8 protein-coding genes are annotated in these 12,621 nt (G+C 74.4%); 4 read left to right on the top strand and 4 right to left on the bottom strand.

The window, feature by feature from the left end; genetic code table 11:
- Window positions 1-152 precede the first annotated feature (152 nt).
- From ACVUH9_RS14075 to ACVUH9_RS14085, 3 genes are all read left to right on the top strand, one after another.
- Complete coding sequence (locus ACVUH9_RS14075; protein WP_475757943.1) at window positions 153-1,889, top strand: carboxypeptidase-like regulatory domain-containing protein; 1,737 nt, start codon at window positions 153-155, stop codon at window positions 1,887-1,889.
- Window positions 1,886-3,340, top strand: coding sequence for a sigma-70 family RNA polymerase sigma factor (locus tag ACVUH9_RS14080; RefSeq protein ID WP_475757945.1), 1,455 nt, complete (start codon window positions 1,886-1,888; stop codon window positions 3,338-3,340). Before ACVUH9_RS14075 ends, ACVUH9_RS14080 begins: the two co-directional genes overlap by 4 nt.
- A 123-nt stretch (window positions 3,341-3,463) precedes the next feature.
- Window positions 3,464-5,008 (top strand): DUF5715 family protein, encoded by a 1,545-nt coding sequence (locus ACVUH9_RS14085; RefSeq protein ID WP_475757946.1) that lies wholly within the window; start codon window positions 3,464-3,466, stop codon window positions 5,006-5,008.
- A gap of 116 nt (window positions 5,009-5,124) precedes the next feature.
- Here ACVUH9_RS14085 and ACVUH9_RS14090 read toward each other — a convergent pair whose 3' ends face one another.
- Window positions 5,125-5,535 (bottom strand): hypothetical protein, encoded by a 411-nt coding sequence (locus tag ACVUH9_RS14090; protein WP_475757948.1) that lies wholly within the window; start codon window positions 5,533-5,535, stop codon window positions 5,125-5,127.
- A gap of 568 nt (window positions 5,536-6,103) precedes the next feature.
- The gene (gene tkt, locus ACVUH9_RS14095; RefSeq protein ID WP_475757950.1) at window positions 6,104-8,137 is read right to left on the bottom strand and encodes a transketolase; all 2,034 of its coding nucleotides are present in this window, start codon (window positions 8,135-8,137) and stop codon (window positions 6,104-6,106) included.
- A 211-nt stretch (window positions 8,138-8,348) separates the two neighbouring features.
- On the opposite strand from tkt, the gene ACVUH9_RS14100 reads away from it, so the two are divergent.
- Window positions 8,349-8,846 (top strand): inorganic diphosphatase, encoded by a 498-nt coding sequence (locus tag ACVUH9_RS14100; protein WP_475757952.1) that lies wholly within the window; start codon window positions 8,349-8,351, stop codon window positions 8,844-8,846.
- A gap of 48 nt (window positions 8,847-8,894) precedes the next feature.
- Here the strand turns inward: ACVUH9_RS14100 and ACVUH9_RS14105 are convergent, their stop codons facing one another.
- Complete coding sequence (locus ACVUH9_RS14105) at window positions 8,895-9,503, bottom strand: CGNR zinc finger domain-containing protein (RefSeq protein ID WP_475757953.1); 609 nt, start codon at window positions 9,501-9,503, stop codon at window positions 8,895-8,897.
- Between the two features lie 143 nt (window positions 9,504-9,646).
- The gene (locus ACVUH9_RS14110) at window positions 9,647-12,619 is read right to left on the bottom strand and encodes a hypothetical protein (protein WP_475757955.1); all 2,973 of its coding nucleotides are present in this window, start codon (window positions 12,617-12,619) and stop codon (window positions 9,647-9,649) included.
- Window positions 12,620-12,621: the final 2 nt, after the last annotated feature.

Genomic DNA, 12,621 nt, shown 5'->3' on the forward strand with positions numbered 1-12,621 from the left:
GGGGCGTCGGTCGCGCGCAGGGGTGGCGCGGCGCCGGTCGCTGGGTCGTGTACAGACAGACGTCGGAGAATCCCCCGGAACTCCCCCCCTGGAGTTCGCGCACAGACACCGTCAGCAGGCAGCGGGTGGAGTTCGGTGGCATGCTCAGACGCGTGCTGCCGTTGCGTGGACCAGCCCGCCCCGTCCCCCGTCCCACCGGTCCGCTACGGATCACGGTCGCGCTCGGGCTGCTCGCCCTGACGCTGGCCCTCGCCGGGCTGGCGACCCCGCGCCCAGCGGCGGCCGCGCCCTACGAGGTCTGGTCGTGCCGGGACGCGGCCGGCGCCCCGATCGGGACCGGCGCCTGGTTCGTGAACTACGACTTCACGACCGCTGACGAGGTCGAGACCAGCGACGACTGCGCCGCGCCGAGCGGCGGCCTGCGGGTCGCGCTGCGGCCGGACCGCAGCCGCAGCATCTCCGGCCTCGACCTCCGCTTCGACCGGCCGCGGGGGACCCAGATCGTCGACTACGAGCTGTGGCGCTCGGCGACCGTGCTCGATCCGCTCGTGTCCGGCGACAGCTTCTACGAGGTCGGCGTCGAGGAGGTCCTGACCGGGGCCGCGGTCACCAGCCGCGCCTGCGACAGCCTGTTCGGCCCGGTCGACTGCGGGACCGATGCCGCCGACCCCCTGGCCGCCGCCAACCACCTGGCGAAGGACGCGGCCGGCGCCATCGACACGATCAAGGTCTTCGCCCGCTGCCGCTCGAACCGCTGCGACCCGGCGATGACGCCCGTCGCGGCGACGACGCTCTACCGCGCGCGCGTGCGGCTCGACGATCCGACCCCGCCGGCGGTCGCCGCGCCGACCGGCACCCTGCTCACGGATGCCCCCGTCAGCGGTACCGGCACCCTCCAGATCGCCGCGCGCGACGGCGAGAGCGGCGTGGCGGCCGTCTCGCTCGCCGTCGACGGCGGCCCCCCGACGACGATCGGCTCCGGCAACCCGCTCAACGACTGCCGGCTGCCGTACGCCGATCCCCGGCCGTGCCCGACCGACACCGCGCCGCTGTTCCTCGTCGACACCGCGGCGCTGTCGGCGGGGCCGCACACCGCCTCGGGAACCGCGACCGACGCCGCCGGCAACGCGACGCCGTGGGGGCCGATCAGCTTCGAGGTCGCCCCGCCGACGCCGGTCCCGCCGACCCCCGGGCCGCCGGCCGTGCCGCCGCTCGCGCCGACGCCGATCCCGCCGGTCCAGGGTGGGACCCCGGACAACGGCAGCCCGGCCGTCGCCCAGCCCCGGATCCGGCTGCAGGCGGGCCGCGCCGACGGGGCGCGCACGCGACCGATCTCCGGCACGGTCCGGACCGCGGACGGGGCCCCGATCGCCGGCGCGCGGATCGTGCTGCTCGGCCGGCCGCTCGGCGTCAACGCGACCGCCGACCAGGAGCTCGCCAGCGCGACCAGCGACGAGGCCGGCCGCTTCTCGGTCTCGCGGCTGCCGTCGGGCGCTTACCGCGTGACGGCGACCTTCGCCCCGTGGGCGGGCGCCCCGCCGACCGCCACCAAGCAGATCCGCGCCCGCTCCGACCTGCAGCTGTCGACGACCGCGACCCCACGGCGGCTGCGGAGCGGACGCACGGTGAGCCTCCGTGGGAAGCTCCGCGGCGCCGGACCGGCGACCCACCAGACGCTGCTCCAGATCGAGGCGATCGTCGGCGGCAGCTGGCGTCCGGTCGGGGCGGTCCGCGTCGACCGCGACGGCAACTGGCGCTGGCGGTACCAGTTCCGCAGCGTCACCCGGCCGACCCGCTTCACGTTCCGGGCCAGCGTCGCCACCGCGCCGGCCTGGCCGTGGCCGACCCTGCGGGGCCCCCGGATCCAGGTCCGGGTCGACGCCCCGTGAACGTCCGCAGCCCGCACCGCGACGGCCCCGAGCTGCTCGTCGATCGCGAGTACGAGGCCTCGCGCGACGAGGTCCTGCGGACGGTCCGCTCCAAGCTCCAGGCCGCCGGGGTCGAGCTCGACGACGCCGACCTCGAGGCCGCCTACAACCAGGCCTGGCACGCGCTCTACCTGATGCTCGCCGACGGTGAGCGGATCGAGAACCGGATCGCGATGCTGGTCACGATCACGCACCGGCGGTCGCTCGACGACCACCGCGCGCTGCGGGTCGACCGCCGGGCCGAGCTCGACCCGCAGCTGCCCGCCCCGCGGCCCGACGTCGAGCGCCGGCTCGACCAGCAGCGGCAGCTCCGGGCGCTCCGCACCGGCATGCGCGAGCGGTTGAACGGACGCGAGCTCCAGGCTGCGACCCTCTGCTACATCCACCAGCGCTCGCGGCCGGAGGCGGCCGAGATCATGGGCCTCTCCCCGCGCCGGATGGAGAAGATCATGGACCGCGTGTCGAAGCGCTTCGGCGAGCTCGTCCGCGACGTCCAGGGCGACTGGTGCGCGGCCCAGGGGTCGCTGGTCCAGGCCTACGCGCTCGGGGTCCTCGACCCCGACGGCGAGCGCCACCAGCTGGCGCTCGACCACCTCGCCGACTGCCCGAGCTGCCGCCGCCGCGTGCTCGGGCTGCGCGGCCTGGCCGCCGTCGCACCGCCGGTGCCGCTGCTGGTGGGCGGGGGCGGACTGGCCGGCGGCGGGGTCGTGGCCGGGAGCGGCGGAAGCGATCGCGCCGGGGACGGCGGCGCGGCGGGCAGCACGAGTGGAGCCGCGGGGAGCCCGGCCGCTGGGGTCGCGGGAGCGGCGGGCGCCGCCGGTGCGCGGGGCGCCGGGCGCGTGCTCGGCCGGCTCGGTCGCGGGTCGGGGCGGGCGAACCTGGTCGCCGCGGGGGCCGTCACCGCGACGATCGCCGTCGCCGCCACCGCGCTGGCGCTCTCGAGCGGCGACTCCGACCCCCACGACGGCGCGCGCCCCGGCGGCGGCGCGACCTCCACCAGCTCCGGCGCCGACCGCGGCACCAGGAACGGCTCGTCCGCCGGCTCCCGCCGCGCCGACGCGTCCGGCCGGACCGCGACGACCGCGCGCCCGTCGAGCGCGGCCGCCTCCGGGAAGCGCAGCTCCCGAGCGACCGGAGCCGCGCGGGGCGCCGGGAGCGCCGCCGCCGCGTCCCGCTCCGCCGCTTCCGGCGGCTCGGCCTCGGCGCTCCCGAACCGGAGCGGCAGCGGGACCACGACCACCGGCGGCGGCTCCACCGCGACCGCACCGGCGACGCCGACGACGACGCCCGCCCGCCCCTCCACCCCGAGCACCGGCGCGACCCCGAACGGGACCGGATCCGCCGCCGCGACGCCCCCGAAGGCCGCGACCGAGGTCGTCGAGGACGGCGCCGAGGAGTTCGAGCTGCACTGACCGGCGGGCCACCCGGCGGGCCGTTGGCGACCGGCCGGGCGGGTCGCCGAGGACCCCGTCCTCGCGCCGCACCGGACCCGGGCGGCCGGCTCGACGCGGCCCCGCACCTGCAACCATCGAAGGGTGCCCGACCGTTCCCCTCGGTCCCCGTCGTCACGCCGTCGCGGCGGCGTGCCGGCCGCGCGCAGGGAGCCGCCGTGGCTCCTGATCGCGGCCGCGCTGGCGGTGATCGTCGTCCTGCTGCTCCTGCTCGGCTCGTGCGGCAAGGACGACCCGAAGCCCGCCGCCACGCCGGCCACCGATCCCGGGACGACGACCGTCCTCGGCCGCACGGCCCTGAGCCGGCTCCGCCCCGACGCCAAGCGCGACGCGGCGACGCTGACCCGGAGCGCCCAGGCGGGCTTCGCCAACCCGCTGTACCGGCTGGTCCCGGGTGGCGCGGTCCTGACCGCCGCGCGCGTCTCGACCTACCGCCCGCTGATCGAGGACGTCGCCAAGAAGGCGAAGGAGGACCCGAACGTGCTCGAGGCGATCGTCTACCTCGAGAGCGCCGGGCGGCCCGACGCGATGGCGACCGGCAACGTCCGCGACGCGGCCGGGTTCACCCAGATCGTGGCCGAGACCGGCACCAGCCTGCTCGACATGAAGATCGATCTGAAGAAGTCGGCCAGCCTGACCAAGCGGATCGCGCGCGAGGCCGACGGCGGCAACAAGAAGAAGCTCGCCGCGCTGCAAGCGGCGCGGATCCGCGCCGACCCGCGCTTCGATCCCCGCAAGGCGCTGGAGGCGACGACGCGCTACCTCGACTTCGCCCGCGAGCAGCTCGGTGACCGCGACGACCTCGCCGTCGCCAGCTACCACATGGGGGTCGGCAATCTCCAGAACGTCCTGAAGGCGTACGGCAAGGGCGACGTGCCCTACGTCGAGGTCTACTTCGGGGTCGATCCGCTCCGCAGCCCGAAGGCCTCGGCGCTGCTGATGGGGCTCAGCGACGACTCGTCCTCGTACTACTGGCGGATCGGCGCCGCCGAGCGGATCATGCGCCAGTTCCGGCACGATCCGCCCGCGCTCGAACGCGAGGCGGCGCTCCAGACCCGCAAGGCGTCGAGCGAGGACCTGCTCCACCCGCCGGGCAAGACGCCGGTCTTCGCCGATCCGGCGGCGCTCGCACGGGCCGAGCGGACCGGCGTCCTGATCCCGCTCCCGACCACCGCGCTGCGCACCAACGGCGTGGTCGTCAGCAAGGAGATGGGCGAGCTGGCCGCCCGCCTCGACCAGCCACGCTCGCGCTACCGCGCGCTGCGCCCGGGGGCGCTCGCCGGCCTGCTGACGATCGGCGCGACCGTCCGCGAGCTCGACGCCGGCCGCAAGCCCGCGACCCGCCTGATCGTCACCAGCAGCGTGCGCGACGAGAAGTACCAGGCGCTGCTCGGCAGCGAGAACGTCCAGGCGACCCACGCGCTCTCCCAGCACACGACGGGCTGGGCCTTCGACATCAGCCGCCGCTACGCGGGCAACACCGCCCAGCTCTTCCAGTGGACGCTGACCCGGCTCCAGGCGATGAACCTGATCGCCTGGGTCCGCGAGCCGTCGGCGATCCACATCACCTTCAGCTCGGCCGCGGACCGCCAGCTGAAGCCGGTCCTCGACGAGGCGCTGCGGAAGTAGTCAGCGGCAGCTGACGGCGCGACGCCGATCCGAGGGTCACCCGGTGCCGCCGGCCCGCGGCACCGCTTGCGCTGGGGAGCGCCGGGCCCGCCACCGACCGCACGCCGGAACGCCCCTCAGGCCGCGTGCAGCGCCAGTGCGAGCAGCACCGGCAGCCAGGCCGTGCCGGTCGCCGCAGCCACGCCCGAGAGGACCCGGACGCGACCCTCCGCCGCGGGCAGGCCCCGGCCCCGCCAGACCCGCGCCCAGACCACGAAGGCGCCGGCCGAGACCGCCAGCGCGGCCGCGCCGAGCCCGAGCAGGCCGGTGCCGACGGCGACCGACGCGGGCAGCAGCGCGAGCCCGCCGACGAGCACCAGAGCGGTCAGCGCCGCGCAGACCAGGACCAGCGTCGCCCACGAGGAGCGCGCCGGAGCGTCGACCCGCCGCGGACGAGCCGCCCGGACGCCGGAGTCGACGGCATCCAGACGGCGCGCACTGCCGCCAGACCCGACCCCGCCGAGGCGGGGCGAGCTCCTGCTGACCACGGCGCCGCCCGGACGGGAGGGGCGCGCGCCGGGGTCGTCCGTCCCGGGAGGAGACGGACGGGTGCGGTCCGCCGTCCGCCCGCTCTGACCGTCGCTCGCTGGCGGGCGAGCGGGGTGCGTTACCGAGCGGGTGGACGGGGGAGTGGCGGACCGCCGTATCGGCGCAGGTCGATTCGACCGGGCGGGGCTGATCCGGGGGACGACGGCTGTTGCGGTTCTCGACACGGCACGGGGATGTCGGAGCGATCCGCGGCTCTCCCCCCTCCCCGCTTCGCAACCTCCGCAGGCCCGGGCCGACGGGAACACCGAGGCCCGATGAGGTGGCGAGGCGGCAGCGGCGACTGGAGTCATCTCGCGTCGGGGTCCCGGAGCGGGGTCATCTCGCGTCGCCTGGCGACGCGAGATGACCCCAGCCCGCGGGGGCCGACGCAACGTGACCCCAGTCCCGCGCGAGGCCCACCATCCGCCCCCGACCCGACCCGACCCGACCCGGCCCGCCCCCGCCCCGGCCCGGTCCAGTCCGAAGCCTCACCGCCGAACCGGCCAGCGGCCGCCCGGCTCCGCGCGGCTACTCGCCGAGCAGCTGGCGCGCGCGGTCGGCCACGTTCGTGGCCGTGATCCCGAACCGCTCGAGCAGCTCGCCGCCCGGGGCCGAGGCGCCGAAGTGGTCGATCCCGACGGCGGTGTCGACGTAGCGCTCCCAGCCGAACGTGACGCCGGCCTCGACCGAGACCGACGGCAGGTCGAACGGCAGCACCGACTGGCGGTAGTCGTCGTCCTGGGCGTCGAACAGCTCCCACGAGGGCAGCGAGACGACCCGGGCGCGGATGCCCTGCTCGCCGAGCAGCGCGGCCGCCTCGACGGCGACGCCGACCTCGGCGCCGGTCCCGACCAGCACGATCTGCGCGCCGTCCGCCGGCTCGCTGACGACGTAGCCGCCGCGCGGCACGCCCTCCCAGGCGGCGTCGTCGCCCCCGTCACGCGGGAGCGGGCTCATGCCCTGGCGGCTGAGCGCGAACAGCGCCGGGCCGGCCAGGTCCTCCAGCACCGTCGCCCAGGCGGCCTGCGTCTCGACGCTGTCGCCGGGACGGATCACGGTCAGGTTCGGGATCGCCCGCAGCGAGGCGATGTGCTCGACCGGCTGATGGGTCGGGCCGTCCTCACCGAGCGCGACCGAGTCGTGGGTGTAGACCCAGGCGACGTTCAGGTTCTGCAGCGCCGAGAGCCGAACCGCGCCGCGCATGTAGTCGACGAACTGGAGGAAGGTCGAGCCGTACGGCCGGACGATCCCGCCGTGCGCGGCGAGCCCGTTGACGATCGCGCCCATCCCGTGCTCGCGGACGCCGAAGTGGACGTTCTGGCCGGCTGCCTCACGGGTGAAGTAGCCCGCGTCGGGCAGGACCGTGTTGGTCGACGAGGCGAGGTCGGCGGCGCCGCCGACCAGGGTCGGGACGAACGGCGCGAAGGCGGCCATCGCCCGCTTGCCGGAGATCCGCGTCGCCTCCTTCTCGGCCGGGACGGCCCGCAGCGCGGCCTTCAGGCCCGGCAGCGGCTTGCCCGCCCAGGCGGCGTCCCACTCGGCGGCGCGATCGGCGTCGGCGGCGCGCCAGGCGGCGTAGCGCTGCTTCCAGGCGGCGTGCGCGGCCGGGCCCGGGTTCTGGCCACGGAACTGCTCGTAGACCCCGTCGGGGACGAGGAAGTGCGCGTCCGGATCCCAGCCGAGGGCCTCCTTCGTGAGGCGGACCTCGTCGTCGCCGAGCGGGGCGCCGTGGGCCTTGCTCGAGCCCTGCTTGTTCGGCGACGGGTAGCCGATGATCGACTTGACGTGGATCAGCGTCGGGCGGGCCTCGTCGGCCTCCGCCTCGTCGAGCGCGGCGCGGAGGGCGTCGACGTCGTTGACGTCGGTCACGCGGAGGGTCTGCCAGCCGTACGCCTGGTAGCGCTGCTCGACGTCCTCGTCGAACGAGAGCGAGGTCGGGCCGTCGAGCGAGATGTCGTTGTCGTCGTAGAAGACGATCAGGCGGCCGAGGCCGACGTGCCCGGCGAACGAGGCGGACTCGGCGGAGACGCCCTCCATCAGGTCGCCGTCGGAGGCGACCACGTAGGTGTGGTGGTCCTGGACCTCGGTCCCGAACTTCTCCCGCAGGAAGCGCTCGGCCATCGCGAAGCCGACGGCGTTGCTGATCCCCTGGCCGAGCGGGCCGGTGGTCGCCTCGACCCCGGCCGTCAGCGGGCTGACCGGCGCGCCCGAGCCCGACGCGAAGGCGGTGCTGTGGTCGGTCGTCTCGCGCTCGGGGTGGCCCGGCGTCTTCGAGCCCCACTGGCGGAACGCCTCGAGGTCGGCGAGCGAGAGGTCGTAGCCCGCGAGGTGCAGCGCCGCGTACTGGAGCACCGAGCCGTGACCCGCCGAGAGGATGAAGCGGTCGCGATCGGGCCACGTGGGGTCGGCCGGGTCGTGCTTCATCCGCTCGGCGTAGAGCAGGTAGGCGACCGGCGCGAAGGCCAGCGGCAGACCCGGGTGCCCCGAGTTCGCCTTCTGGACGGCGTCGATCGACAGCGTCCGGATCGTGTTGATGCTGAGGGTGGCGGCGTCGGTGCTCACCCCGTCAGTATCCCGATCCCGCGCCGAAGGCCAAGGCCGCTCGACGAATTCCCGGCGATCGGACGGCAGACGGCGAAGTATACGGCGGACACAGAGAACGGCAGTGAGGGCCTGCCGCGGGGCGCGATCGGGGTCCCCGACGGGAGCGCGCGGCGGCGGGCCCGGCCCATCCGGCCCGCCGTTCGGGCGGCCGAACCGTAGAATTCCCCGAGTGTCCGACGATCTTCTGATGTTCGTAGAGATCCCCAAGGGATCGCGCAACAAGTACGAGTGGGACGAGGAGGTCGGCGCGATCGTCTTCGATCGCTACCTGTACTCCTCGGTGGTCTACCCGGCCGACTACGGGTTCATCACCGACACCCTCGGCGAGGACAGCGACCCGCTCGACGCGCTCACGCTCGTCTCCGACGCGACCTTCCCCGGCTGCCGGATCCCGGTCCGCGTGATCGGCCTGTTCAAGATGATCGACCAGGGCGAGGTCGACGACAAGGTCATCTGCGTCCCGGTCGCCGACCCGAACTGGAAGGGCGTCGAGACCCTCGACGACGTCTCCGACCAGCTGAAGACGGAGATCTCGCACTTCTTCGAGATCTACAAGCAGCCCGAGGGCAAGGTCGTCGAGGTCCAGGGCTTCCGCACCCGCGAGGAGGCGCTGGAGACCGTCTCCGCCGCCAAGCAGCGCCTGATCGACAGCAAGACCACGGCCTGAGCGACTCCCGGTCGGCCGGATCCTGCGGGGTCCGCCGCCGACCGGGTCCTAGCCCTCGGTCCGGACCCGCGCGTAGTGCCGCCGGGCCTTCGCCCGATTGCCGCACCGCTCCATCGAGCACCAGCGGCGGGTCCCGCTGCGGGTCACGTCGAGGAAGAACAGCGAGCAGCCCTCGCCGGCGCAGCCCCGGACCCGCTCGGGCCGGTCGCGCAGCAGCACGAGCAGGCTCTGGGCCGCGCGCCACGGCAGCGACCAGCGCGAATCGTCGAACTCGATCGCCTCGGTCGGCTCGCCCGCGGTCAGCGTCGCCCGGACCTGTCCGTGAGCGAGGACCGCGTTGAGCGCGGCGCAGGCTGACGCGTCGTCGCGCTGCGAGAGCACTCCACGGATCGCCGTTCGGGCCTCGACCAGCGCCGCCCGCTGGTCGGCGAGCCGCGAAGCCGCCGGGGGCCGGACCACCAGTGGCCCCGCGTGGGCCTCGTCCGCGTGCTCGTCGATCCACCGCCGAAGTCCGTCGTCGTCGACGAGCAGGTCGTAGTCGACCCCGGCTTGACGCCAGACGGTGTTGATCAGGTCGAGGGCCAGCGGCTCACCGATCAGGGGCCGCGGGCCGGTCGCTGATCGCGCTGGAACGTCCACTTCGTACGGTGCGTCCATCGCGTCATCATGACCCGAGTTGGCACGCAACGCCAAACGGGTCGCCGAAGCGCCCCGTTCGATGACCCCGCTGAAGCCCCGTTCGGCCTGCGCCGAGCGGGGCGGGACGGGGGCCGAATCGGCCCCCGTCCGCGTGCGTGCCGCTAGCGGCGCGCGCCCTGGACCGTCACCGTGCGGGTGACCGTCTTGGCCTTCTTCTGCCCCTTCGCCGTGAAGGAGACGCGGACCGGCACCCGGACCGAGCGACCTTGGGCGACCGAGCGGCGGGCCGCGGCCGAGAGCCGGGCCGTGACCGCGGCCGACGTCGCCCGCTTGATCGTCCGGCTGGTGCGCACGATCCCCTGGCCGGAGACCGTCACCCGGCCGGCGGAGATCCCCGAGACCGTCACCCGCACCGCCGAGCGCGTCGTCGTGGCCTTGGCCACCCGCACGCCGCACTCCGCCGCGCCGATCGTGACCGCGCCGTTGCGGCGCGCGCCGTTCTGCCCGTCGAAGCGGGTCTGCGTCTTGCGGTCAGCGGTGCAGATCGCCTGCGTCGCCGCGAGGATCCCGTGCTTGCCGCCGGCGAGCTCCAACCGGAAGTCGCTGATCGGCGCGTCGGGGACCCCGTCGAACGTCGTCGTCAGGCGCTGGACCGGACCGGACGAGTCGACCTGCGACTTGGCCCAGAGGTCGAGCGGCACGCCCTCGCCCTCGAGCTTCAGCCAGAGGTTCGGCAGCGTCTTGACCGTCTTGCCGCTCGCCGTCTGGCGGGTGCCCTCGACGAAGTAGACCGGGCCGGCGAGCGGCTCGTGCAGGGCCGGGGTCCGGACCGAGGCGCGACCGACGATCGACGCCGCCGGGCAGGCGCGGGCCGCAGCCTGCGCCGGGGTGCAGAGCGCCTGTGCGTTGTCAGCGGCCAGCGCGACCGCCGCCGGCAGCTTGACCTCGACCTGCTTCAGTCCCGTCTGCCCCTTCGGCTGCGAGAGCTGCGCCACGAGACCGGGGTGCTTGCCCTTGGTGAGCTCGCTCTTGCCCTTGAAGTCCAGGCTCAGGCGCGGGTTCAGCGGCAGATCGCCGCAGCCCGACGGCTGGTACCGGACCGACCGCGTGACGTTCGCACCGGCGGTGCTCGCGAGCGAGACACCGACCTGCTGCGGGGTGCAGCTGGTCGCGTTGAACATGAAGCCGGCGCGGTCGAGCGTCAGGTTGACCGAGCGGATCTTGAGCGGGATCCCCTCGAGGATCGTCGGCAGCGGGTCGGCCGGCGCGCTGACCTGCGCGCGGGTGGCGTCGACCTGCAGCGGCGAGCGCACGACGACCTCACCGAGGTCGAGCGGACCGGCCTTGGCCGGGACGACGATCTTCAGCGAGAACGGAGCGCCCTTGTACGGGCCCTCGAGGTAGACCTTGCCGGGCAGCTGGTACGGGGCGTTGCCCGCACCGGCGGTGACCGCGACCCGACCGACCTGCGAGCCGAGCGGCACACTGCCGATCGCGCCGAGCAGGCCCGGCGGCAGCTGCACGCCGAACTGCTTCAGCTCCTGGTCGGCGTCGGTCCGCGCGACCGTGACCGAGAAGGGCGAGAACGCCCCCGCCAGCGGGTTCAGCGTGCCGGCGTCGACCGTCGGCTCGAAGCGATTGGGATCGCCGCAGCCGGTGACCTGGAACTCGTCGCGGACTGCGGTCACCTGGCCGCCCCACGAGGTCAGCAGGCCGCTGGTGGATGCCGTGCCACAGGTCGTCGGGTTCGCCAGCGCGGCGCGCGGACCACCCTTGAACCGCAGGCTCAGGTTGGTGAACGGCAGCTCCGGGTTGCCGTCGAAGTGGGCCGTGATCTGGCCCGTGATCGGGTCAGGAACGAGCCGCCCCGGGAGCTTGATCGAGAGCTCGCGCTGCTCGTCGTAGAAGGCGAGGAACACGCGCAGCAGCTGGTTCGGCTGCTGGGTCCCGAGGTAGATCTTGCCCGGAACCTGGCCGTCGAGCACCGGGGTGTCGATCGTCGCCGTGCCGAGCGTGGAGGACAGCGGGCAGGTCGCCTGCTCGTTGCTGTCGACCGCGAACTGCTCGTCGGTGCACGCCCCGAGGCCATCAGCGCTGGACGCGGAGACGGTCATCCCGGGCGGCAGCTTGACGGCCACGTCCTTCAGGTGCGCGGTCGCGAGAGCCTTCGGGTCCTGCGACTGCGGCACGCCGAGGTCGACCTTCAGCCCGACGGGAGCGCCGGCCTGGGTCGTGTCCGGCGTGACGTCGAGCGTCGGCGCGAACGGCAGCAGGTCGCAATCGACGTTCGCTTCGGCGTTGGCCGTCTCGTTGAGGACCTTGGTCGAGTTCCAGCCGGTCGCGCGGAACGTGGTCGGCTGGACGTCGGCGCAGCGGGTCGGCATCCGCCAGAACGCCGTCGAGGTGGCGCCGCTGGTGAGCCCGCCACCACCGCACATCAGCTCCTCGCCGTCGACGGTGAGGCACTCGTAGCCACGAGCGGCGTCGTGGTCGGCCGCGCTCGGGTCGCCCCAGAGCGTCAGCTTCTGGTCCATCAGCGGCAGCGTCGTCGCCAGGTTCTTGAACGACGTGCTGACCCCGAAGTCGCCGGGGCGCACGCGGGCCGACAGGTGGATCGCCGTGGTCATCACGCGGAACGCGAAGTGGGCGACCTCGCCCTTGCGGGTGGCGACGTTGTAGACCGGGAGGGTCATCTTCATGACCGGGGTGGTCTCGTCGACGTAGCCCAGGTTGCGGATCGTCAGCTCGATCTGCCCGACCTGCGAGCTGGCGGCGCAGAGCTTCGGCCCGAACATTCCCTGGCCGTTGAAGTCCGCCCGCGAGCAGACGCTCAGGGCCTGCGGGTTGCCGGTCAGGCCGGCCGGCAGGCCGACGTCGAGGTCGCGCAGCAACCCCTTCGGCTGGGTGCCGGCCGCGTCGCGCTCGAGCTTGAACGCGTTGACGACCTGGAACGGCGTGCCGCCGGCCGTCGTGTAGGGCGTGCCGTCGGCGTTCTGGGCCTCGGACACGAGGCTCCCGGGCACGAAGCCGATGTCGACCGCCTGGGCGGCCGTGACCCCGGCCAGCGAGCTCGCCAGGACCGTCGCCAGGACCACGGCACCGCGCCGGAGGGTCGTGGTGGAGAACGTACGCATGG

Source organism: Patulibacter ginsengiterrae, assembly GCF_056269115.1.